We start from the raw sequence: 22,767 nt of genomic DNA on the forward strand, positions 1-22,767 counted from the left end.
GACGACGCCCCGGTCCCGGACGCACCCACCCCCACCGCGACGCGGCCGCAGGAGCAGCCCGCGCCGCGCGACCCCGAGCCCGCGCCGGTGACGGCGCCGCTCGCCACCGCGCAGCCCGCGACCGCCCCCTACGCCCCGGCTGCCAAGGCCGCGCGCGAGGCCGAGGAGTCCGTCCCGACGGGCACCGACGAGACGCAGCGCCTGCGCGGTCCGGCGGCGCGCGTGGTCACCAACATGGAGGCCAGCCTCGAGGTCCCGACGGCGACGTCGGTGCGCGCGATCCCGGCCAAGCTGCTGGTCGACAACCGCATCGTCATCAACAACCACCTGGCCCGCGGGCGCGGCGGAAAGATCTCGTTCACGCACCTGATCGGCTTCGCGCTGGTCGAGGCGGTCGGCGAGATGCCCGCGATGAACACCGCGTACACGCTGGTGGACGGCAAGCCCGGCTACGTCACCCCGGCGCACGTGAACCTGGGCCTGGCGATCGACCTGGCGAAGCCGGACGGCACCCGCCAGCTGCTCGTGCCGAGCATCAAGCAGGCCGAGACGCTGGACTTCGCACAGTTCTGGAACGCCTACGAGGACGTCGTGCGCCGTGCGCGCGGCGGCAAGCTCGGCGTGGACGACTTCGCGGGCACGACGCTGTCGCTGACCAACCCCGGCACCATCGGCACCGTGCACTCCGTGCCCCGCCTGATGCAGGGCCAGGGCACGATCATCGGCGTCGGCGCGATGGACTACCCCGCGGAGTTCCAGGGGACGTCCGACGAGCAGCTGAACAAGATGGGCGTGTCCAAGGTGCTGACGGTGACGTCCACCTACGACCACCGCGTCATCCAGGGCGCCCAGTCGGGCGACTTCCTGCGCATCCTGCACCGCAAGCTGCTCGGTGAGGACGGCTTCTACGACCGGGTGTTCGCGTCGCTGCGCGTCCCCTACGAGCCGATCCGCTGGGTCAAGGAGGCGGCCGACCCGGACGCCGAGGCCATCAAGCCCGCGCGGATCGCCGAGCTCATCCACTCCTACCGGTCGCGCGGCCACCTCATGGCCGACACCGACCCGCTGGCCTACCGGCTGCGCAAGCACCCCGACCTCGACGTGCAGACCCACGGCCTGTCGCTCTGGGACCTCGACCGCACGTTCCCGACCGGCGGGTTCACCGGCCGGCCGCGCGCGACGCTGCGTCAGGTGCTCGGTCTGCTGCGCGACTCCTACTGCCGCACCACCGGCTACGAGTACATGCACCTGCAGGACCCGCGGCAGCGCCGCTGGCTGCAGGAGCGCCTGGAGGCCGGGTACGCGCCCACGCCCCGCGAGGACCAGCTGCGCATCCTGCGGCGGCTGAACGGCGCCGAGGCGTTCGAGACGTTCCTGCAGACCAAGTACGTCGGGCAGAAGCGGTTCTCCCTGGAGGGCGGCGAGTCCGTCATCCCGCTGCTGGACGCGATCCTGTCCCGCGCCGCGGACAACGGGCTGGACGAGGTCGCCATCGGCATGGCGCACCGCGGCCGCCTCAACGTGCTGGCGAACATCGCGGGCAAGTCCTACGGGCAGATCTTCAGCGAGTTCGAGGGCAACCAGGACCCGAAGTCCGTCCAGGGCTCCGGCGACGTGAAGTACCACCTCGGCACCGAGGGCGTGTTCCACGCCGAGTCCGGCGCGTCCACCCGCGTGTACCTGGCGGCGAACCCGTCGCACCTGGAGGCCGTCGACCCGGTGCTCGAGGGCATCGTGCGCGCCAAGCAGGACCGGATCGACCTCGGCGGCGACGGGTTCTCCGTGCTGCCGATCCTCATCCACGGCGACGCGGCGTTCGCGGGGCAGGGCGTCGTGTTCGAGACGCTGAACCTCGCGCAGCTGCGCGGCTACCGCACCGGCGGCACCGTGCACGTCGTCATCAACAACCAGGTCGGCTTCACCACGGGCCCGTCGTCGTCGCGCTCCTCGCAGTACGCGACCGACGTCGCCAAGGGCCTGCAGGTCCCGATCTTCCACGTGAACGGCGACGACCCCGAGGCGTGCGTGCGGGTCGCGGAGCTCGCGTTCGAGTACCGCGAGCAGTTCGACCGCGACGTCATCATCGACATGGTCTGCTACCGCCGCCGCGGCCACAACGAGGGCGACGACCCCTCGATGACCCAGCCGCTGATGTACAACCTCATCGAGGCCAAGCGCTCGGTGCGCAAGCTCTACACCGAGGCGCTGGTGTCCCGCGGGGACATCACGCTGGAGGAGGCCGAGCACGTGCTGCGCGACTACCAGGCGCAGCTCGAGCGGGTGTTCGCGGAGACGCGCGAGGAGGGCTGGACGCCGCCGTCGCCCGACGCGGAGCCGGTCGCCGGCCTGGAGCGCCCCGAGTCCCAGCGCGAGGACGCGGGCGTCAGCATCGGCTGGCAGACCGCCGTGCCCGCCAAGGTGCTGGAGCGGATCGGGGCCGCGCACGTCCGGGCCCCCGAGGGCTTCACGATCCACCCCAAGCTCGCGCAGCTGCTCGCCAAGCGGCAGCAGATGTCCGTCGAGGGCGGCATCGACTGGGGCTTCGGCGAGCTGCTGGCGTTCGGCTCGCTGCTCATCGAGGGCACCCCGGTGCGCCTCGCCGGGCAGGACTCGCGGCGCGGCACCTTCGTGCAGCGGCACGCCGTCCTGCACGACCGGGAGACCGGCGCCGAGTGGACCCCGCTGCTGTACCTGTCGGCGGACCAGGCGAAGTTCTGGGTCTACGACTCCTCGCTGTCGGAGTACGCGGCCCTCGGGTTCGAGTACGGCTACTCCGTGGAGCGCCCCGACGCGCTGGTGCTGTGGGAGGCACAGTTCGGCGACTTCGTCAACGGCGCCCAGACGGTCATCGACGAGTTCATCTCGTCCGCCGAGCAGAAGTGGGGCCAGCACTCGTCCGTCGTGCTGCTGCTCCCCCACGGCTACGAAGGTCAGGGGCCGGACCACTCGTCGGCCCGCATCGAGCGGTTCCTGCAGATGTGCGCCGAGGGCAACATGACGGTCGCGCAGCCGACGACGCCCGCGTCGTACTTCCACCTGCTGCGGCACCAGGCGTACACCCGCCCGCGCCGCCCGCTCGTGGTGTTCACGCCGAAGTCGATGCTGCGGCTGAAGGCCGGCGCCTCGCCGGTCGAGGAGTTCACGTCGGGCACGTTCCGCCCGGTCATCGGCGACCCCGTGGCCGCGGAGCGCTCCGAGGGCGTGGACCGGGTGCTGCTCTGCTCCGGCAAGCTCTACTGGGACCTCGTCGCGCAGCGCGACAAGCTCCAGGACACCCGCACCGCGATCGTCCGGTTCGAGCAGCTGTACCCGCTGGACCACGACGGCATCCGGGCGGCGCTCGCGCCGTTCGACGGCGCCGAGCTGATGTGGGTGCAGGACGAGCCGCGCAACCAGGGCCCGTGGGGCTACGTCTCGCTCGCGCTGCCGCCCGTGGTCGGCGCCCCCGTGCGGGCGGTCTCCCGCCCGGCATCGGCGTCCACCGCCGCGGGCTCGGCGAAGGTGCACCAGGCCGAGCAGGCCGACATCCTGCGGACCGCCTTCGAGCGCTGACCCGCGCAGCGGGAGGCCGGTGACCCGTCCGGGTCACCGGCCTCCCGCGCACGCATGCCCCGTGCGCGCCTCAGCCCTCCCCCTGCGCGGCCAAGCAGCGCCGAATGCGGAGATACGCGCCCGTTTCGCGAAGGATGTCCCGCACGTTCTCCGCACTCGGCGATGGCTGCGGGCCGGGCGGCCCGGGACCGGACGGGCCCGTGCGCGGAGGGGTCAGGCCACGGACATCCGGTCGACCGCCGACTCGGCCTCGTCCGTGCACGCGAACTGGCGGCGGTACGCCCCCGGGCTGGTGCCGAGCACCCTCGCGAAGTGGTGCCGCAGGATCGCCGCGCTGCCGAACCCGCTGCGCCGGGCGATCTCGTCCACCCCGGCGGAGGTGCGCTCGAGCATCTCCTGCGCGCGGACGAGGCGCTGCCGGGTGACCCACGCGGCGGGTGTCGTCCCGGTCTCGGCGCGGAACCGGCGGGCGAACGTCCGCTCGGACATCAGGGCGCGCGCGGCGAGGTCGGGGACGGTCAGCTCGGCGTCCAGGTGCTCCCCCATCCAGGCGAGCAGGGGCGCGAGCGTGTCGGCGTCGCAGGGCAGCGGCGTCTCGACGTACTGCGCCTGCCCGCCGTCGCGGTGCGGCGGCACGACCATGCGGCGGGCCACGGCGGCGGCCTGCCGGGCGCCGAGCTCGCGGCGCAGCAGGTGCAGGCAGGCGTCGATCCCGGCGGCGGTCCCGGCGCTGCTGATCACCCCGCGGTCCTCGACGTAGAGCACGGCGGGGTCGACCTCGGCGGTCGGGAACCGGCGGGCGAGGTCGTCGGCGTACATCCAGTGCGTGGTGCAGCGGCGGCCGTCGAGCAGCCCGGCCTCCCCGAGCGCGAACGTGCCCGAGCAGATGCTCATCACCCACGCGCCGCGGTCGTGCGCGGCGCGCAGGGCGTCCGCGACGCCCTGGGGCAGGGTGTGCGGCGCCTTGTACGGCAGCGCGACGACGAGGTCCGCGTCGGCGGCTGCCTCCAACCCGGCGGTGACGTCCAGGGTGAGGCCCGGCTCCATGGCGACGGGCCCGGGCTCCGGCGTGCAGAGCGTGAAGTCGAAGACGGGTCCGCCGGTGTCGGAGCGGTCGATGCCGAACACCTCGCAGACGAGGCCGAGCTCGAAGGCGGAGACCCCGGGGACCGCGATGGCGGCGACGCGCTGCAGCATGCCCGCAGTCTGCCACGGAACTGGCGGGATCTCGATGGGATGCGGCATCTCTGCCACTCGTGGCGCGATGTCGACCGGAGCAGGATTTCTGCCATGGCTGCTCTCCTCATCACCTTGGCCCTGCTGACCCTCCTCGTGTGGCTCGCCACCCGCCTGGCCGACTGGATCCGGCACGACGGGCTCGGCCACCGACCCCCGCCCCCGTCCCGCCACGAATGGACCGACGGCGCCGACGCGCATCTACACTGAGCCCGCGCCCACCCCGGCACGCCCCCGCCGCGCGTCGCGCGAGCCCGCACCCGCCCCGGCTGCGAGACTGGCACCCGGCCCGCACGGGGCCGGACGAGGGACGGAGGACGAGGTGGGCGAGCTGCCGCTGCGCCTGGTGGTGGTCGGCGACGAGCTGGCGGCCGGCGCGGGAGACGCACGGGCGCTGGGCTGGGTCGGCCGCGTCGCCGCCCGGACCTCGACGTCGACGCCCCCCACGGTGCTGACCCTCGCGGTCCCCGGCGAGACCACCTCCGGCCTGTCCGCCCGCTGGGAGGACGAGGTCGCGCGACGCACCGCACCCGACACGGACACCCGCCTCGTCGTCGCGCTCGGCCGCGCCGACGCGCAGGCCGGGCTGTCGCTCGCGCGCAGCCGCCTCAACCTCGCGAACGTGCTCGACGCGGCCGAGCAGCGGCGCATCCCGGCGTTCGTCGTCGGCCCGCCGCCCGGCGCCGGGGTCGACCCCACGACGCTCGCCGACCTGTCCGCCGCGTTCGGCGACGTCACGACCCGCCGCCGAGTGCCCTACGTCGACACGTTCACCCCGCTGGTCGGGCACGAGCAGTGGCTCGCCGACCTCGCCGCGGGCGACGGCTCCCTGCCCGGCCAGGCCGGGTACGGCCTCATGGCGTGGCTCGTGCTGCACTCGCACTGGAACACCTGGCTCGGCCTCCCGGAGGACGTGGCCTGAACGCCAGAGGTCAGCGCGCGGAGCGCCGCGGCCACGCTCGCAGCGACGGCGACGCACCACGCACGTCGGGCCCGGCGTGCGTGGTGCGTACGCCGACGCGGCGCCAGGGCTCAACGTGGCGGCAGCGTCGCGCGGACGGCCTCCCGGGCGCTGGCGAGCACCGACCGGACCGTGTCCGCGGTGAGCGCGGTGAGCTCGCCGCGCGCGTCGGCATCCCGGACCATCGCGCGGACGTCCGCGCGGAACCGGGCGAGCTCCGCCTCGACGTCGACCCGCAGGGTCGCACCACCCCCACGCCCCGCACCGGGACCCGGCGACCCGGCCGGACGAGCGCCGTCGGCGGCCGCCGCGCGTGCCCGCTGCGCGGCCGAGGCGACCTCGGCCCGCAGGCCCGCCATGGCCCCGGTCGCCTCCGCCCGCACCCGGGAGGCGAGGTCGCGCACGGTGTCCGCGAGCTCGCGCTCCAGCGCCGCGAGGTCGTCCCGGTGCGCGTCGAGCTCGGCGCGCCCCCGCTCGGTGAGTGCGTACAGCGTGCGCCGACCGGCGGCGGTCCGGCTGACCAGCCCCTCGTCCTCCAGGCGTGCGAGTCGGGGGTACACCGTCCCGGCGCTGGGCCGGTAGGTGCCGCCGAACCGCTCGGACAGCGCGGTGATGAGCTCGTAGCCGTGCCGCGGCCCCGCCGCCAGCAGGGACAGCAGGTAGAGCCGCAGCTGGCCGTGCGCGAAGACCGGCGGCATCAGATGCCGGCGCCGGGTCCGTCCGTCGCGTTCACGACGGGGCCGTCGATCGGCGCGCCGTGCAGCACGGTCAGGTGCCCGGACACGGTCTGCGAGTAGACGTAGCAGGTCGCCTGCGGGTCGCGCAGGTCGACGCTGGTGCGCCCCGGCCGCCGGTCGCCGTGCTCGACGCCGTCCACCACGACCCGCCCCGAGACGCTGCGCGCCTCGACCCCGACGCCGTGCCCGGCGGGCAGCCGCACCGCGACGTCGCCGGACACCGTGCGCACCTGGCAGACCGACGTCGCCGCGAGGCAGTCGAGCGTGACCTCGCCGGAGACGGTGGTGACCGTGACGCGGTTCAGCGCACCCGAGGCGGTCGCGGCGCCCGAGACGGTGCCCATCGACAGGTCGCCGACGTGGTCGCGCACCACGACGTCGGAGGACACGCTCTTGACCGACAGCGCACCGCGGGTGCCGTCGACGACCACGCCGCCGCCGACGGTCGACACGGTCGCGTCCTGCCGGACGCCCGCGACCAGCAGGTCCGCGTTCACCGACCCGACCCACGCCGCCACCGCGGCGGGCACGGCGAGGTGCACGTCGACGCGGTCGCGCTGGTGCGGGCCGCGGAGCTTGTCGATGAGGCCGTCCAGCCCGTTCACCGAGCGGACGCCCGCCCACAGCGCGCCGTCGGCGAAGGTGACCTCCAGCGGGGAGCCGTCGACCCGGTGCACCTCGAGGCGCACGTCGGTGCGCGCCGGGTCCTCGTGCGCGACGACGTCCACCCGCCCGCCGTTGACCTGGACGCGCAGCGTGCGCACGTCCTCGACCTCGATCACCTGCGGGCCGATGACGACCCAGGACTCCGTGGCCATGCCGCACCTCCGTCACGTCGGGAAAACGCGATATATCGCGTCTGCCGCCACGATACGACCGCCACACGCCCACGCACAACCGCCCCGGCAACAGCGACGGCGCCGCACCCGCAGGGGGGTACGGCGCCGTCGCGGCACGCGCGGGGATCAGGCGATGAGGCCGACCGCCCGCAGCTCGACGGTGAGGTCGTGGGGGTTGGTCGCGACCGCCAGCGCCTCGTCGTAGGTGACGACGCCCTCGCCGACCAGGCGCACCAGGTGCTGGTCGAACGTCTGCATCTGGTAGTAGTCGCCGCCCCGGATCAGGTCGAGCAGCGGCTCGTTGCTCGCCGGGTCGATGATCGCCTCGGCCGTGCGACCCGTGTTGACCAGCACCTCCACGACCGCGACCCGGCCGCCGCCGTCCGCCCGGCGCGCGAGGCGCTGCGAGACGATGCCGCGCAGCGCCTGCGCCAGCGCGACGCGGACCTGCTGCTGCTCGTGCGGCGGGAAGAAGTCGACGATGCGGTTCACGGACTCGGCGGCGTCGATGGTGTGCAGCGTCGACAGCACCAGGTGCCCGGTCTCGGCCGCCGACATCGCGGCGCGGACCGTCTCGACGTCCCGCATCTCGCCGACCAGGATCACGTCCGGGTCCTGCCGCAGCGCGGCGCGCAGCGCGACCGTGAAGTCCGCGGTGTCCTGCCGCACCTCGCGCTGCGAGACGATGCCGCGCTTGTCCGGGTGCAGGACCTCGATCGGGTCCTCGATGGTCACGATGTTGGCCTCGCGGGTCGTGTTGATCAGGTCGATCATCGACGCCAGCGTGGTGGTCTTGCCCGAACCCGTCGGGCCCGTGACCAGCACCAGGCCGCGCGGCTCCAGCGCGAGCTCGCCCAGCACGGGCGGCAGGTTCAGCTCCGACAGCGACTGCGCGCCCATCGCGACGAGGCGGAACACCATGCCGTAGGTGCCGCGCGCCTGGTACGCGTTGACGCGGAACCGGCCGACGCCGGACAGCGAGAACGCGAAGTCCGCCTCGTGCGTGCGCACGAAGGTCTCCGTCAGGTCGTCGGGGAGCACCTCCCCCAGCATGTGCTCGGTGTCGCGCGGCGTCAGGCTCGGCACCTGGAGGCGGCGCAGGCGCCCGTCGACCCGCACGCGGGGCTCGGACCCGACCTTGACGTGCAGGTCGGAGCCGCCCGCCTGGGCGAGGGCGTGCAGCAGGGGGACGACGGACTGCGGCTGCTCGTTCACCTGTACCCCATCGGCCGGAACCCGTCCCGGCTTGAACGGTCGGTGCAGGCGAACCCGTGGGATGTGGGACGATGGGGGGTCACTGGGTCGCCGGAGACGCCCTCGGGCGCCGCACCGTCGGCCGGAAGTCCTGACCAGGGAGAGATCGATGAGCAAGCGTGGCCGCAAGCGCCGTTCCCGCGCCGGGAGCTCCGCCAACCACGGCAAGCGCCCCAACGCCTGAGCGTCGGGCGGCGTCCGCCGCTGGAGACGCACGAGGGCCCGGTGCAGCAGCACCGGGCCCTTCTGCGTACCCTCACCCGCTCCCGCGGGTCAGACCGTCCGGGTGATCCGGACCTCCGTGAGCCGCGCGTGGATCTTCAGCCGCAGGTCGGCGGGCGCCTGCTCCTGGCAGCAGCGCTTGACCAGCTCCTTGAGCATGGTCTCCACCGCCATCTCGTCCAGGCACGGCCGGCAGTCCTCGACGTGAGCGCGCACCTGCGCGGCGTCGTCCGCCGTCAGCTCCCGGTCCACGTAGGCGAACAGCCGCCCCAGCGCCTGCTCGCAGTTCGGGCCGCAGCCCTCCTCGACCGGCTCCCCCGCCGTCGCGCGCGGTCCCCCCGCGGCGTCCCAGCCCGTCATCGCGTCCTCCTCGGCGTCCCCGCCGTGCTCCCCGCACCGGCGTCGTCGCCGGCCGTCGTCGCCGGCACCAGCCCGCGCTCGCGCGCGTAGTCCTGCAGCATGTCCCGCAGCTGACCGCGCCCCCGGTGCAGCCGCGACATCACCGTGCCGATGGGCGTGCCCATGATCTCGGCGATCTCCTTGTAGGCGAAGCCCTCGACGTCCGCGAGGTACACCGCCATCCGGAAGTCCTCGGGCAGCCGCGCGAGCGCGTCCTTCACGTCCGAGTCCGGCAGGTGGTCCAGCGCCTCGACCTCCGCCGAGCGCAGGCCGGTCGACGTGTGCGACTCGGCCCGGGCGATCTGCCAGTCCTCGATCTCGTCGGCCTGGGACTGCTGCGGCTCGCGCTGCTTCTTGCGGTACGTGTTGATGAACGTGTTCGTGAGGATCCGGTACAGCCACGCCTTGAGGTTGGTCCCCGGGCGGTACTGGTGGAACGCCGCGAACGCCTTCGCGAACGTCTCCTGCACCAGGTCCTCGGCGTCGGAGGGGTTCCGGGTCATGCGCAGGGCGGCGCCGTACAGCTGGTCCAGGTAGACCAGCGCCTCGGCCTCGAACCGCTCGCTGCGCGCCGCCTCGTCCTCGGACTCGGGGGCGCGGGTGGTGTCCTCGCTCATCGGGACCGAGCCTAGTGCGCGCGGAGCGGGTGCGCCGACGTGGGCGCCGCCACCGACCCCGGCGCCCACGAGGACGCGGGCGGGGGCAGGACGCTCGAGGGTGGAACAGCTCATGGCCCGCACAACACCCACCGGGGTCCCGGACATTCCCCGGGGATCCACGCAGGTGCGGACCCAGCCGCGCCGCGGCGCGGGCTACAGTCCGCAGACAGCACCACCGGGGAGCGAGGGAGCCACGGATGACCAGGTCGCGGCGCAGCGGCGACGCAGCAACCCGCCCGACGATCGCCGACATCGCACGGCACGCCGGGGTCTCCCCCACGGCGGTGTCGTTCGCGCTCAACGACCGGCCCGGCGTCAGCGCCGAGACCCGCGCCCGCATCCTCGAGGCCGTCGCCGCCCTCAACTGGCGCCCCAGCGCGACGGCCCGCGCGCTCAGCGGCATGCGCTCCGACACCGTCGGGCTCGTGGTGGCCCGGCCCGCGCGGACGCTCGGCGTCGAGCCGTTCTTCGCCCAGCTCGCCTCCGGGCTGCAGGCGCGGCTGTCGGCGGATCTCGTGGCGCTGCACCAGCTCGTGGTCGAGGACGTCGCCGCCGAGGTCGAGGTCTACCACCGGTGGGCCGCCGAGCAGCGGGTCGACGGGCTCGTGGTCGTCGACCTGGAGACCGACGACCCCCGACCGGCGGTGCTGCGGGAGCTCGGGCTGCCCGCCGTCCTGCTCGGCGGCACCGGCGAGCCCGGACCGCTGCCCGCGGTGTGGGTGGACGACTACGCCGCGATGGCGCAGGTCGCCGAGCACCTCGCCGCCCTCGGGCACCGCCGGATCGGGCACGTCGGCGGCATCCCCGCGTACGAGCACTCGGTGCGGCGGGTCGACGCGCTGCGGGACGCCTCGCGCCGCCTCGGCCTGGAGGTCGTCCACGAGGCCACCGACTACTCCGAGTCCGCCAGCGCGGCCGCGACGCGGTCGCTGCTCGGCCGGGCGGAGCCGCCCACCGCCGTCGTCTACGACTCCGACGTGGCGGCGCTGGCCGGGCTCGGGGTCGCGTCGACGCTCGGCGTCCGCGTCCCCGAGGACCTGTCCGTGGTGTCGTTCGACGACTCGGCGCTCGCGCGGATGGTGCACCCGGCGCTCACCGCGCTCAGCCGGGACACCCACGCGCTCGGGATGCTCGTCGCGGACACGCTGCTCGACGTCGTCGCCGGGCGGGAGGTGGCGCCGGTGCTGGCCGCCCCGGGGCCGGTGCTGACGCCGCGCGCGAGCACGGCGCAGCCGGGTCGCTGACGGGCGACCGCTCGGTCTCTTGTGGGCCGGATCGGGTGCCGCTAGCGTCGACCTGAAGCGCTTTAGCCGCCTCCGTGAGCGCCGCACGCTGCATCACCGACGAAGGAGTCGCCGTGCGCCGTCCCCGTGCCCGCAGGTCCCCCACCCTGGTGGCCGTCGCCGCAGCCGCGCTGCTGGTGGCCGCGCCGCTCACGTCCGGGGCGGCACCGCCCGTCGACCGACCCCGGGTGGTCGCGTACTACCAGACCATCTACGAGACCGACGTCGACGGCCGGCACTACGTCGACCCCACCCCGCTGGTCGGTGCCGCGACCGACGTCAACGTGGGCGCGATCCACCTCAACGACGACGGGTCGCTGCACGTCAACGACATCACCGCCGACCACCCCGAGCTCGTCCCGATGTGGGCGGACCTCGCGGCGATGCAGGACGCCGGGGTGCGGGTGCACGCCTTCGTCGGCGGCGCCGCGCAGGGCACCTACCGGAACCTCGCCGAGGACTTCGACAGGTTCTACGCCCTGCTGCGGGACTTCCTGCTCGCGTACGACCTCGACGGCGTCGACCTCGACATCGAGGAGCCGTTCTCGCTGTCCGACACGATCCGGCTGGTCGAGGCGCTGCGCGCCGACCTCGGCCCCGACGCCACGATCACGCTCACCCCCGTCGCGACCGACCTCGCCGGGGAGACGGACTTCTCCGGCGGGTTCGCGTACGCGGACCTGGAGGCCGCCGTCGGCCACGAGATCGACTGGTACAACACCCAGTTCTACTGCGGCTGGGGCGACCTCGCGTCCACCGCGACGTTTGACGCAATCCTCGCCAACGGGTTCACCGCCGACCGGGTCGTCGCCGGGACCGTCACCCACCCCGACAACTGCCGCGGATGGGTCGAGCCGGACGTCCTCGACGCGACGCTGACCGAGATCGTCACCGCGCACCCGACGTTCGGCGGGGTGTTCGGCTGGGAGTACTTCAACGCCCTCGGGCACGACGGCGGCGGCCGCGAGACGTGGTTCTCGCACCTGCGGGACGTCCTCGCCGACCCCGCGCCGCCCGCACCGGTCGCGCCCGGGCGGCTCGCCGCGACCCACGCGCGGCTGGCGGCCGGGGACGAGCAGACCGTCACGGGCACCGGGTTCGTCCCGCACGAGGCGCTCGACGCGGCCGTCACCCTCGACGTCGACCTCGGCGTGGTCGCGGCCGACGCCGACGGCGCGGTGGACCTCACCTTCCGCCTGCCCGACGACGCGGCCCCCGGCGAGCACGCCGTCACCGTGCGCGGGGCCGGGGGCACGGCCGTCGCGGCGTTCACGGTGACCGCGGCCGTCGTCGGCCCCGACGAGGGCCCTGACACGAGCGGGCCGGTCGACCCGGGCGCCGGCGACCCGGTCGGTCCGGACGCCGACGGAGGCGCAGGCGCCGCAGCCGGTCCCGGGGCGCTCGCGCGCACCGGCGTTCAGGCCGGGCAGAACGTCGGGGTCGCCGCGGGGATGCTCGCCGCCGGGGCTGCTCTGCTGCTCGGCCGCCGGGCGGCCTGGTCGCCCGCCTGAGGCGCGGCCCGGACGCGCGCTGCGCTGACGCGCGTCCGGGCAGGCGTCCGGGCGACTAGCGCGCGTCCGGGGACGCTCCCCGGCGCGCGCCGGGCTCACCGTGGCGCGACCAGGAGCTCCACCTGGGCCAGCCACCCCGACCGGCCGGGGACGACCAGGCGGACCTCGGTGCCCGCGACCGGCGCGTCCAGGACGAACGGCCGCAGCTGACCCGGCCAGGGGAAGTCCTCGGCGGTGCGGGTGTCCACGGTGCGCCACCCGTCCGACCCGTCGCGCACCTCCAGCCGCCACGCAGACGGCGCGGGACGACCGTCGACGGCTGAGACCAGGGTGTACGCGACGACCTCGACGCCCGGGCCGGAGGACGAGCCGGAGGACCAGGTCACGGCGTCCACCGGGTCGAGCACCGCGTCGAGGTCGACCGCGTCGGCCAGGTCGTCGTCGCCCAGACCCGGCACGGACCCGTCCGCGCCCTGCCAAGGTCGGTCGGGGCCTGTGGCGTCCTGCCAGAGCGGCCCGGGCTGGTCCGGACCGGGCCGGGCGCGCGGGGCCGCGCCCCAGGACGAGGGCGTCGTCCCCGTCGTGAACCGCAGCGTCGTGCCGCCGAGCAGGTCCGCGTGCCGGACCTCCGGCGCCGTCACGGCCCGCCCGCCGAGGGTGAGGGCGTGCACGTACGGTGCCGCCGGTCCCGCGCCCGGCGCCTCGACCACGAGGTCCCCGGTGGGGTGGTGCAGCACGGCGCGTGGGAGCAGGGGCGTGCCGACCGCCCAGCGGTCGGTGCCCACCTCCAGGGGGTAGAGGCCGAGCGCGGACAGCACGTACCAGGCGGACATCTCGCCGTTGTCCTCGTCACCGTGGTAGCCCTGCCCGATCTCGCTGCCGGTCCAGAGCCGGTCCAGGATCTCGCGCACCACCTCCTGCGTCCGGTCGGGCCGCCCGGCGGCGAGCCACACGTACGGGATGTGGTGCGAGACCTGGTTGCTCTGGCCGAGCTGCCCGAGCCGGACGTCGCGCGCCTCGACCATCTCGTGGATCGTCTGCCCGTACCCGCCGGGGCGGTCGGCGCGCTCCGGCGTCGCGAAGAACCGGTCGAGCACCTCCGCGAGCGCCGCGCGCCCGCCGTGCAGGGCGGCGAGGCCGTCGGGGTCGTGCGGGGCGTGGAAGGCGAAGTTCCACGCGTCGGACTCGGTGTAGTCACCGCCCCAGTCGCGGGGGTCGAAGTCGCCGGACTCGCGGAACGCCCCGGTGCGGCCCCGGGCCCGGAAGAACCCGGTGCCGGGGTCGAACAGGTGCCGGTAGGCCCGCCCGCGCTGCGCCAGGTAGGCCGCCTCGTCGGCGAGCGCCCGGCGCCGCGCGTCGGGGGTGCGGGGGTCGTCGGCGAGCCGGAGCGCCATGCGCGCGAGCGCCGCGTCGTTGACGCAGCCCTCGAGGTGCCAGGACACGCTCTCCTCGACGTCGGCGGGGACGTAACCGTGCAGCAGGGCGAACTCCTGGCCCTTGCGCCCCACCCCGCCGGCGGTCGGCAGGGCCGTGGCGTTCCGCAGCCCGGCGTCGTAGGTGCCCAGCGGGTCGGGCAGGGGCACGCCACGGGCGTGCAGGTCCGCGAACGCCACGTCGGACGACGTGCCGGTCATGAGGTCCGCGTAGCCCGGCGAGGACCACCGGGCGACCCAGCCGCCCTCCCGCGCCTGCTGCACGAACCCGTCGGCGAGGTCGGCGGCGAGGTCCGGGTACAGCAGCGCGTACGCGGGCCAGCACGTGCGGTAGGTGTCCCAGAACCCGTGGTCCACGACCACCCGCCCGGGGAGGACAGCCGCTCCGGTGCGCGTCGCGGTGTCGGGGCCGGTGCGCGGCGCCACCGGTGAGGCGTGCCAGGGTTCGGGTGCGCCGGGGGTGCCGGCGTCCTCCCAGCCCGACGACGGGTAGAGGTTGAGCCGGTACAGCCCGCCGTAGAGGGTGGCGCGCTGCTCCTCGGAGGCGCCCTCGACCTCCAGCACGCCGAGGCGGTCCTCCCACGCGGAGCGCGCCGCCCCCTCCACCTCGGCGAACGTCCGGCCGTCGACCTCCAGCCGGGCGCTGTGCCGGGCCTGGTCGAGGCCGATGAACGACGTCGCGACGCGCACCTCCACGACCGGGTCGTCCCCGAGGTCGAACGTCGCGGCACGCGCGTGCGGCCGGTCCCCCGCGGCCGGGCCGACGTCCCGTGGCACCCGGGAGCACCTACCGGCGACGTACATGCGGCTGCGGCCGACGGACAGCCCGCTGCCCGTGTCGACCCACCCGGTCAGCGTCCCGTCGGGGTGGAACGCCAGGTCGGCGGGCCCGTCCGGCCCCGCGCCGTCGGTGCTCACCACGTCGAGGAGCACGTGCCCGGTTCGCGCCCCGGCGGGGAAGGTGAACCGCAGCACCCCGCCGTGGTCGGTGGGCGTGACGTCGACGCGCGCGCCGTCGTCGAGGGTGACGCCGTAGTGGTGCGGGCGCGCGAGCTCGTCGTCGTGGGTGAAGGCGGCGGCCCGTGCGCGCAGGTCCGCGTCGGGCGGGCCGTCCCCGCCGTCCCCCGCGACGAGGTGGAACGCGACCTGGTTCCGGTCGCCCATCCACGGGCTCGGCTGGTGGGAGACGGCGACGCCGTGCAGGCGCGGCCGCGCGTCCGGCCCCGAGTGCCCCGCCCAGGAGTACAGCCACCGGTCGCTCGCCCCGTCGGTCAGCGGGGTCCACGAGCCGAACCCGTTCGGCACCGCCGTCGCCGGGTAGGTGTTGCCCCGCGAGTAGGCGCCGCTGCTGTGCGAGCCGCGCCGGGTGTCGACGTGGTCCACCAGGCCCCGGCGGTGCGGCACGGCGCGCAGCCCGAGCGCGACGTGGTCGAGCCACACCTCGACGGGCGCACCCGACGCGGGCGGGTCGAGGGTGACCGCGAGCGCCCGCACCCGGCGCCCGGCCAGCGGTGCGAGGTCGACCCGCACGAGGTTCCAGTGGTCGGGCAGCAGGATGCGCGACTCCCCCTGCCCGCGCGCCGACGCGGGCATCCCGTACCGGTCGAGGAGTCCGTGGTCACCGGACCAGGTGCCGTCGTCCAGCAGCGCCTCGACGGCGACGGCGGTCGATGCGTACGTCAGCCCGGCATCGAGCACGGGGCACACGACCCAGCGGAGCTCGGACAGCGGCTCGACCGGGACGTCCAGGCCGTCGACCAGCACCCTGCGGGACGCGACGGCGCCCGTGAGGCGCACCGCGTCGGGGCCCGTGAGGCCGGTACCGGGCCGCCCCGCGGGGACGTGCGCCGGGCCGCCGCCGACCTCGACCCGGATGCCGGAGCCGACGGGTGCGGTGCCGGCGCGTGCGGCGCCGACGGTCGTGGCGTCCACCCGGGCGTCCACCCGGGCGAGCGCGTACCCGTGCCCGGCGTCGTCGCAGGGCGACCCCGCGCCCGTCACGGGGTACCGCCCCCGACCCGCAGGGTGACGACCTGGAACGGGCGCAGCACCAGGTCGACCTCGTCCCCGGCGCGGGGGCCGACCAGCGCCGACCGCTCGGCCAGGGGCCGTTCCAGCAGGTCGCACTCCTGCACCGGGCCGGCGGGCAGGGCGAGCCGCGCCGGTCCGCGTCGCCCCTCGGCCTCGTGCAGCCGGACGACGACGTCGCCCGAGCGGTCGTCGGCGAGCTTCACGGCGGAGAGCACCGCCGAGCCGGTCAGGACGCGGGCGAGCGGCTCGACCACCACCGGCGCCGTCGGCGACCCCGCGCTTGACGCGGCCCCGGTCATGGTGCGCAGCGGGACGTTCAGCCCCCAGCCCTCGCGCACCGCGTCCGCGATCTCGGCGCCCGGCGCGACGGCGTAGGCGAACTCGTGCCGCCCCCGGTCGGTGTCCGGTTGCGGGAACTGCGGCCCCCGCACGAGCGACAGCCGGACGGTGGTCGTCGTGCCGCCGCCGTCGCGGGCCTCGCGCCGCACGTCGTGGCCGTAGGTGTCCCGGTTGACCACGGCGACGCCGTACCCGGGCTCGCCGACGTGCACGAACCGGTGCGCCGCGACCTCGAACCGCATCGCGTCCCAGGAGGTGTTCTCGTGCACCGCGCGCCGGTGGTGGCCGAACTGGGTCTCGAAGGCCGCGTCCAGCGCGTGCACGTCGACCGGCAGGGCGACCTTGAGCAGCCGCTCCCGCTCCTGCCAGTCCACCTCCGTGCGCAGGTCGAGGCGACGCTCGCCGGGGCGCAGCGTCACGTCCTGGACCGCGGTCGACGCCCCGAACGCCCGGTGCGTGCGCACGGTCGCGGCACCGTCGGGCTCGGCGCGGACCTCGACGCGCTCGGCGGCGTCGAGGTCGGTCACGACGTTGCGGTAGTACCGGTCCACGTCCCACGCGTCCCACATCACCGGCAGGTCCGGGTGCACCTGCAGCAGGTTCCCACGGGCGCCCGGCGGCAGCACCTCACGGTCCGCGACGAGGTCGCGCAGCCCCGCGACGAGGCCGTCCGCGTCCACCTCGACCCGGAGCAGGCCGTTGTCGAGCACCGTGCCGCCCCCGGGCGTGGACGTGACGTCGACCGTGCCGGCGTCCGACGCCGGGCCTGCGCCGAGCGGCGGGACGCCGGCACGCGCGTGCGGCGCGGCGTTGAACACGACCGGTCCGGGTGCGGCCCCGGCGAGCGCCCCCGTCGCCCGGTCCACGATCGCGGTCAGCCGCTCCCGCATCGCCGCGTACTGCGCCGCCGCCTCCCGGTGCACCCAGCCGATGGACGTCCCCGGGAGGATGTCGTGGAACTGCAGCAGCAGGTGCTGCTTCCAGAGCGCGTCGAGGTCGTCGTACGGGTACTCGACCAGACCGCGCGCGGCGGCGGTCGCGGACCAGAGCTCCGCCTGGAACAGCAGGTGCTCGCCGCGCCGGTTCCCCTGCTTCGTGTCGACCTGCGAGGTCAGCGTCCCGCGGTGCAGCTCCAGGTAGAGCTCGCCGGCCCAGACCGGGGCGTCCGGGTACTCGGCCTCGGCGGCCTCGAAGAACGCCGTGGGGCTCTCCACCACCACCCGCGGCGAGCCCTCCAGGTCGGCGGTCCGGCGGGCGCGGGCGAGCATCTCGCGGGTGGGACCGCCGCCGCCGTCGCCCCAGCCGAACGGGGCGAGGGACCGGGTCGCCCGCCCCTTGTCCCGGAAGTTGCGCGACGCGTGCGCGAGCTGGCTGCCCGAGAGCTCGGCGGAGTAGGTGTCGATCGGCGGGAAGTGCGTGAACACCCGGCTGCCGTCGATCCCTTCCCAGCGGAAGGTGTGGTGCGGGAACGGGTTGACCTGGTTCCAGGAGATCTTCTGGGTGAGGAACCACCGGGAGCCCGACAGGTGGACGAGCTGCGGCAGGGCGGGCGAGTAGCCGAACGAGTCGGGCAGCCAGACCTCGCGGGTCTCGATGCCGAACCGGTCGAGGAAGTACCGCTTGCCGTGCACGAGCTGCCGGGCCAGCGCCTCGGAGCCGGGCATGACCGTGTCCGACTCGACCCACATGCCGCCGACCGGGACGAACCGGCCGGACGCGACGTGCTCCCGGACCCGGGCGAACACCTCGGGGCGGTGCTCCTCGATCCACGCGAACTGCTGCGCGGACGACATCGCGAACACGAGGTCCGGGTCGCTGTCCAGCAGGTTGACGACGTTGGCGGCGGTGCGCGCGACCTTGCGGACGGTCTCGCGCACCGGCCACAGCCAGGCGGAGTCGATGTGCGCGTGCCCGACCGCGGAGATGCGGTGGGCCGAGGGGACGGCGGGCCGGGACGTCACCTCGACCAGCTCGGCGCGAGCCGCCGCGGCGGTGCCCGCGACGTCCCCGAGGTCGAGCGCGTCGAGGGCCCGCTCCAGCGCCCGCACCACCTCGTGCCGCCGCGGGTCGCCGAGCGCGAGCTCGCGGGCCATGCCGTCGAGGACCTCCAGGTCCTGCACGAGCTCCCAGACGTCCTCCTCGACCACGCACACGTCGGCGCGGGCGAGCCGGTACAGGGGCGCCGTGCCCGCGGTGCTCTTCTCCCCCAGCGGCGTCGGCCGGAACGGGTCCGGCGGCAGGACCAGCGGGTTCGCCGCCGCCTCGACGTACAGGTCGATCTCCTCCCCGCCGACGGGGACCCAGGTGTTGCGCGGGTTGAGGCCCTTCACCACGGAGCCGTCCGGCCGGTAGACCAGGCCCTCGGCCTGGAACCCCGGCGAGTGGTCCTCCCAGCCGAGGTCCACCACGAGCTCGACGCGCCGTCCCTCGCACCCGGGCGGCACCGTCCCGGTGAGGCGGAACCAGGTGGTGCCCCAGGCCGGGCCCCAGGGCTCGCCGACCGCGAACGGCCGGAAGTCGACGTCGGGGCCCCGCCCCGGGCCGGGCAGCGCGTGCGCCGGGGGCACGGGCTCGCCCTGCCCGCCGTCGACGTGCCACGCCTCGACGTCGAGGGTGGCGACGGTGCGCAGCGCGGCGGGGCGCAGGCGGTGGGCGAGGACGCGGTCGAGGCGGCCCTCCACGAGGGTGCGGTCGTCGTGCACGGGGGTCCTTCCGGTCGGGGGCAGGCAGGCGGGAGGGCGGGCGGGCGTGCGTCAGCCCTTGATGGCGCCCTGGTCGACCCCGCGGAAGAAGTACCGCTGCAGGACCGCGAAGAAGATCACGATCGGGATGAACGCGATCATGGTCCCGGCGGCGATCACGCGGGGGTTGGCGGAGAAGGTGCCGGACAGGTACTGCAGGCCCACGGTGAGCGTGAACTTGTCCGGTGTGGTCAGCACGATCAGCGGCCACAGGAAGTCGTCCCAGGCGCCGATGAACGCGAAGATCGTGACGACGGCGAGCATGCCCTTGGCGTTGGGCATCCCGATCCGCCAGAACCGGTGCCAGACGTTCGCGCCGTCCACGATGGCGGCCTCGTCGAGCTCCTTCGGGATCGCCAGGAACGCCGTGCGCATGAGCAGCACGTTGAGCATCCCCACGGCGCCGGGCAGCGCCACCCCGAGCAGGCTGTCGGCCAGCCCGATCTGCCGGATCGTCAGGTACTGCGCGACGATCGTCGCCTCGCCGGGCAGCAGCATCGTGGCGAGGATCGCGCCCAGCATCAGCCTGCGGCCGCGGAACTGCAGCCGGGCCAGCGCGTAGCCCGCCATCGTCGTGCCGATCGCGTTGCCGAGGACGACGATCCCGGCCACCACGAGCGAGTTGCGCATGAACCCGAGGATCGGGACCGTCTGCGCGGCCTTGACGTAGTTGTCGAGCGTCGGCTCCTGCGGGAGCAGCACCGGGGTCGCGGTGTAGATGTCCTCCCCCGGGCCCTTGAGCGAGGTCGACAGCTGCCACACGAACGGGCCGACGGTGATGACGAGGACGAGCAGCAGCAGGACGTAGCGGACGACCAGCTCGCGCGGGCCGATGGAGGAGAACCCGTGCCCGCCCCGCCGCCGCGGGGGCGCGGACGGTCGGGTCGCGGTGGTCGTGGTCGGTGCGGCCGTCATCGCCCTCACCCCGCCTTCTTGTTGATGCGGGCGATGAGCAGCAGCGGCCCGAGCGTGATGAGGAACAGCAGGATCGACAGCGCCGAGGCGTAGCCGAGGTTCCCGTTGAAGCCCCGGGCGTACATCTGGATGAGCATGACCACCGAGACGTTCGCGCCGCCGACGCCGCCGGTGCCGTTGGTGAGGATGAACAGCTCGGAGAACACCCGCAGCGCCGACACGGTGATGAGCACCGACACCAGCAGCATCGTGTTCCGCACGCCGGGGACCGTGACCGTCCAGAACCGGCGCCAGGCCGACGCCCCGTCCACCGCGGCGGCCTCGTGCAGCTCGCGGCCCACCCCGCCGAGGGCGGAGAGGTAGATGATCATGTAGTAGCCGAGCCCCTTCCAGATGGTGAGGCTGATGGCGCTGAACAGGATCAGCCACCGGTCCGTGAGGAACGGGATCGACTCGGTGATGAACCCCAGCGACTTCGCCATCCCGTTGATGACGCCGCGGTCGTCGAGCATCCAGCCCCACATGAGCGCGACGACCACGGCGGACGCCACGACCGGCGTGTAGAAGGCCGTCCGGAAGAACGCGATGCCCGGGATCTTCTTCTCGACCAGCAGCGCCAGCGCCAGGGGCACGAGCAGCAGGAACGGGACGCAGACGAGCATGTAGACGATGGAGTTGAGCAGCGCGGTCGCCAGCTGCGCGTCGCTGAGCATCCGCTCGAAGTTCGCCAGGCCGACGATCTCCCCGCCGCTCAGCGGCTTGACGTTGGTGAACGCGAGGAACACGCCGTTGACGGACGGCCACAGGTTGAACGCCAGCAGGAACACGACCGCCGGCAGGCAGAGCAGCCAGGGGGCGTACCAGGCGTGGGTGCGGACCGTCCCCGTCGTGGTGGTCACGGTGGACACGTGCGGCCCGGTCAGTCGGCGAGCAGCCGGTTGCACCGTTCGACCGCCGTGTCGAGCGCCTGCTGCGCCGGGACCTGGCCGGCGATGGCCGCGGCGACCTGCTGGTCGAAGACGGTCGACATCGCCTCGGTGACCTCGACGGGCTGCAGCACCTCGGCGTCGGGCAGGCCGGTGAACGCGATGGCCTTGGCGTCGCCCTCGGCGGTGCCGTCGCTCTCGGCGAGCTCCGGGTTGTCCTGCGACGCGACGGTCGACGGGAAGATCCCGGGGACGAGCTCGGCGAACGCCTCCTGGTTCTGCGCGTCGGTGAGGAACCGGGCGAGCGCGAGCGCCGCGGGCAGGTTGCCGGAGTCCGCCGGGACGGACACGCCCTGCACGTACATCGGGGTGATGCCCATGTACGGCGACGGCACGATCTTCCCCTCGAGCGACGGGTTGTTCTCCAGCACCCCGGCGATGAAGTTGCCGCCGCCCGTCGACCACGCCGCCTCGCCCTTGGTGAACAGCTCGCTGTTGCCGAGGTAGGCGTCGGTCAGCACGTCCTGCGGCAGCAGGCCCTCCGCGTAGGCGTCGACGTACCGCTGCACGAGCGCGACCGCCTCCGGGCTGTTGAACACGAACTCGTCGCCGTCGTCCGACAGCACGGGGATGCCGGCCGACACCAGGTCGTTCATGCCGGGCTTGCGGCTCATCAGGTAGGCACCGGTCGCGTCCTTCAGCGTGCGCGCCTGGTCGATCAGCGAGTCGAGGTCGGTCGGCGGGTCGGCGGCGTCCAGACCGCCGGCCGCGAGCATGTCGGCGTTCCAGTAGTTGAGGTCCGTCGTCAGGTACCAGGGGTACCCGTACGTCCCCTCCAGCCCGGCGAACGCGTAGGCGCCGAGTCCGCCCTCCACGTAGGTGCCCGCCAGGTCGTCCTCGACCTGGTCGAGGTCGAGCAGCACGCCCTCCCGCGCCAGCGGCAGCGCCATGTCCGGCGGCAGGTTCGTCACGTCCGGCAGCTCGCCCGCCGTGGCCTGGGACAGCACCTTCTCCGCGTAGCCCTCGCCGGGCTGGTCGAGCCAGGTCACCGACGTGCCGGGGTACTCGTCCTCGAAGGCGGCGATCACGCCCTCGACGTAGGCGGTGAACCGGGGCTTGAGCGCCCACGTCTGCAGGGACACCTCCCCCGTGATCTCGCCCTCGGCGTCGAGGGGGTCGCGCGTCTCGGTGCTGGTGCCGGAGAGCGCGCACGAGGAGAGCAGGAGCGCGGCGGCCGTCGCCGCCACGGCCGTCCGGGTGGTGAGCCTCATGGGGGGTACCTCTTTCGGTGTGCGTCGTTGCATCACGGTCAAGGCGAACTAAAGCGCTTTAGCAGCGTGGCAACCCGCAGCGGGCGTGTCAAGGGTCGTTTCGCGGACCTGGGGACGACGCGGGGGCGCGGCGCGGCCGTCCCGGATAGGTTGGTCACCAGGCACCCCGCGCGTCGCGGGACGCCGGGAGGAGGACGTCATGCTGCTGCGCCGCATCGCCCGACCGCTGCTCGCGTCGTGGTTCCTGGGCGAGGGGGTGGACGCCCTGCGCCGTCCCGCCCCGCACGTCGTCGTCGCGCGCGGCGCGGTCGACCGGCTGACCGCCAAGGTGCCCGTCGGCGCGCTCGGCGGGGCCCTGGACACCTACCGGCACCCGAGCGACGCCCAGCTCACCGCCGTCGTGCGCGTGCACGGCGGCGCCACCGCGCTCGCCGCGCTGCTGCTGGCCACCGGCCGGG

The 22,767-nt window shown here is 74.5% G+C and carries 17 protein-coding genes and 1 pseudogene; 7 read left to right on the forward strand and 11 right to left on the reverse strand.

Translation table 11 applies throughout. The features are described from left to right. On the forward strand, nt 1–3,552 hold a 3,552-nt coding region (locus EBM89_RS13200), incomplete at its 5' end, for a multifunctional oxoglutarate decarboxylase/oxoglutarate dehydrogenase thiamine pyrophosphate-binding subunit/dihydrolipoyllysine-residue succinyltransferase subunit (protein WP_122149890.1). A 213-nt stretch (nt 3,553–3,765) separates the two neighbouring features. Here the strand turns inward: EBM89_RS13200 and EBM89_RS13205 are convergent. After that, nucleotides 3,766–4,749, reverse strand: coding sequence for a GlxA family transcriptional regulator (locus EBM89_RS13205; RefSeq protein WP_122149891.1), 984 nt, complete (start codon nt 4,747–4,749; stop codon nt 3,766–3,768). 93 nt (nt 4,750–4,842) lie between these two features. Here EBM89_RS13205 and EBM89_RS21840 point away from each other — a divergent pair, with 93 nt between their 5' ends. Both EBM89_RS21840 and EBM89_RS13210 read left to right on the forward strand, forming a co-directional pair. Next, the gene (locus EBM89_RS21840) at nt 4,843–4,998 is read left to right on the forward strand and encodes a hypothetical protein (RefSeq protein WP_199732117.1); all 156 of its coding nucleotides are present in this window, start codon (nt 4,843–4,845) and stop codon (nt 4,996–4,998) included. Between the two features lie 112 nt (nt 4,999–5,110). After that, nucleotides 5,111–5,710, forward strand: a complete 600-nt coding sequence (locus EBM89_RS13210; RefSeq protein WP_122149892.1) for a GDSL-type esterase/lipase family protein — start codon at nt 5,111–5,113, stop codon at nt 5,708–5,710. Between the two features lie 110 nt (nt 5,711–5,820). Here the strand turns inward: EBM89_RS13210 and EBM89_RS13215 are convergent, their stop codons facing one another. The 3 genes from EBM89_RS13215 to EBM89_RS13225 form a co-directional block, all read right to left on the reverse strand. Further along, nucleotides 5,821–6,447, reverse strand: coding sequence for a PadR family transcriptional regulator (locus tag EBM89_RS13215; RefSeq protein WP_122149893.1), 627 nt, complete (start codon nt 6,445–6,447; stop codon nt 5,821–5,823). Next, complete coding sequence (locus EBM89_RS13220) at nt 6,447–7,304, reverse strand: DUF4097 family beta strand repeat-containing protein (protein ID WP_122149894.1); 858 nt, start codon at nt 7,302–7,304, stop codon at nt 6,447–6,449. The genes EBM89_RS13215 and EBM89_RS13220 overlap by 1 nt, the downstream gene beginning before the upstream one ends. A gap of 147 nt (nt 7,305–7,451) precedes the next feature. After that, the gene (locus tag EBM89_RS13225; RefSeq protein WP_122149895.1) at nt 7,452–8,540 is read right to left on the reverse strand and encodes a type IV pilus twitching motility protein PilT; all 1,089 of its coding nucleotides are present in this window, start codon (nt 8,538–8,540) and stop codon (nt 7,452–7,454) included. Between the two features lie 148 nt (nt 8,541–8,688). Between EBM89_RS13225 and EBM89_RS22610 the strand changes: the two genes are divergently transcribed. Then, on the forward strand, nt 8,689–8,763 hold the full coding sequence (locus EBM89_RS22610) for a 50S ribosomal protein bL37 (protein WP_123371254.1): 75 nt from the start codon (nt 8,689–8,691) through the stop codon (nt 8,761–8,763). An 89-nt stretch (nt 8,764–8,852) separates the two neighbouring features. On the opposite strand, the gene rsrA is transcribed toward EBM89_RS22610, so the two are convergent. Next, on the reverse strand, nt 8,853–9,161 hold the full coding sequence (gene rsrA, locus EBM89_RS13230; protein ID WP_122149896.1) for a mycothiol system anti-sigma-R factor: 309 nt from the start codon (nt 9,159–9,161) through the stop codon (nt 8,853–8,855). Next, nucleotides 9,158–9,931 (reverse strand): sigma-70 family RNA polymerase sigma factor, encoded by a 774-nt coding sequence (locus EBM89_RS13235; RefSeq protein ID WP_122149897.1) that lies wholly within the window; start codon nt 9,929–9,931, stop codon nt 9,158–9,160. The genes rsrA and EBM89_RS13235 overlap by 4 nt, the downstream gene beginning before the upstream one ends. Before the next feature lie 125 nt (nt 9,932–10,056). Between EBM89_RS13235 and EBM89_RS13240 the strand changes: the two genes are divergently transcribed. Both EBM89_RS13240 and EBM89_RS13245 read left to right on the forward strand, forming a co-directional pair. After that, nucleotides 10,057–11,103 (forward strand): LacI family DNA-binding transcriptional regulator, encoded by a 1,047-nt coding sequence (locus tag EBM89_RS13240; RefSeq protein WP_122149898.1) that lies wholly within the window; start codon nt 10,057–10,059, stop codon nt 11,101–11,103. A gap of 113 nt (nt 11,104–11,216) precedes the next feature. Next, on the forward strand, nt 11,217–12,653 hold the full coding sequence (locus EBM89_RS13245) for a glycosyl hydrolase family 18 protein (protein WP_158609666.1): 1,437 nt from the start codon (nt 11,217–11,219) through the stop codon (nt 12,651–12,653). A 95-nt stretch (nt 12,654–12,748) separates the two neighbouring features. Here EBM89_RS13245 and EBM89_RS13250 read toward each other — a convergent pair whose 3' ends face one another. The 5 genes from EBM89_RS13250 to EBM89_RS13270 are packed head-to-tail and all read right to left on the reverse strand — an operon-like array spanning nt 12,749 to nt 22,309. Beyond that, on the reverse strand, nt 12,749–16,087 hold the full coding sequence (locus EBM89_RS13250; protein ID WP_233571729.1) for a GH92 family glycosyl hydrolase: 3,339 nt from the start codon (nt 16,085–16,087) through the stop codon (nt 12,749–12,751). Further along, nucleotides 16,084–19,158, reverse strand: a complete 3,075-nt coding sequence (locus tag EBM89_RS13255) for an alpha-mannosidase (protein WP_122149900.1) — start codon at nt 19,156–19,158, stop codon at nt 16,084–16,086. Before EBM89_RS13255 ends, EBM89_RS13250 begins: the two co-directional genes overlap by 4 nt. A 51-nt stretch (nt 19,159–19,209) precedes the next feature. Next, nucleotides 19,210–20,112 (reverse strand): carbohydrate ABC transporter permease, encoded by a 903-nt coding sequence (locus EBM89_RS13260; RefSeq protein ID WP_122149901.1) that lies wholly within the window; start codon nt 20,110–20,112, stop codon nt 19,210–19,212. 5 nt (nt 20,113–20,117) lie between these two features. Next, nucleotides 20,118–21,011: a carbohydrate ABC transporter permease gene (locus EBM89_RS13265; RefSeq protein ID WP_122149902.1), complete on the reverse strand. Its 894-nt coding sequence runs from the start codon at nt 21,009–21,011 to the stop codon at nt 20,118–20,120. A gap of 20 nt (nt 21,012–21,031) precedes the next feature. Further along, entirely contained in the window at nt 21,032–22,309 is a 1,278-nt protein-coding gene (locus EBM89_RS13270) for an extracellular solute-binding protein (protein ID WP_122149903.1), read from the reverse strand. A gap of 199 nt (nt 22,310–22,508) precedes the next feature. Here EBM89_RS13270 and EBM89_RS13275 point away from each other — a divergent pair. Further along, nucleotides 22,509–22,767: pseudogene (locus EBM89_RS13275) on the forward strand (DoxX family protein); the annotation flags it as partial.

Source organism: Cellulomonas triticagri, from assembly GCF_003696205.1.
Classification (GTDB): Bacteria; Actinomycetota; Actinomycetes; order Actinomycetales; family Cellulomonadaceae; genus Cellulomonas; species Cellulomonas triticagri.

Excerpts from the sequence above, each read along its gene's own strand:
- EBM89_RS13205 (WP_122149891.1), bottom strand. The coding sequence starts at position 4,749 with ATGCTGCAGCGCGTCGCCGCCATCGCGGTCCCCGGGGTCTCCGCCTTC.
- EBM89_RS21840 (WP_199732117.1), top strand. The coding sequence starts at position 4,843 with ATGGCTGCTCTCCTCATCACCTTGGCCCTGCTGACCCTCCTCGTGTGG.
- EBM89_RS13215 (WP_122149893.1), bottom strand. The coding sequence starts at position 6,447 with ATGCCGCCGGTCTTCGCGCACGGCCAGCTGCGGCTCTACCTGCTGTCC.
- EBM89_RS13220 (WP_122149894.1), bottom strand. The coding sequence starts at position 7,304 with ATGGCCACGGAGTCCTGGGTCGTCATCGGCCCGCAGGTGATCGAGGTC.
- rsrA (WP_122149896.1), bottom strand. The coding sequence starts at position 9,161 with ATGACGGGCTGGGACGCCGCGGGGGGACCGCGCGCGACGGCGGGGGAG.
- EBM89_RS13235 (WP_122149897.1), bottom strand. The coding sequence starts at position 9,931 with ATGAGCTGTTCCACCCTCGAGCGTCCTGCCCCCGCCCGCGTCCTCGTG.
- EBM89_RS13240 (WP_122149898.1), top strand. The coding sequence starts at position 10,057 with ATGACCAGGTCGCGGCGCAGCGGCGACGCAGCAACCCGCCCGACGATC.
- EBM89_RS13260 (WP_122149901.1), bottom strand. The coding sequence starts at position 20,112 with ATGACGGCCGCACCGACCACGACCACCGCGACCCGACCGTCCGCGCCC.
- EBM89_RS13270 (WP_122149903.1), bottom strand. The coding sequence starts at position 22,309 with ATGAGGCTCACCACCCGGACGGCCGTGGCGGCGACGGCCGCCGCGCTC.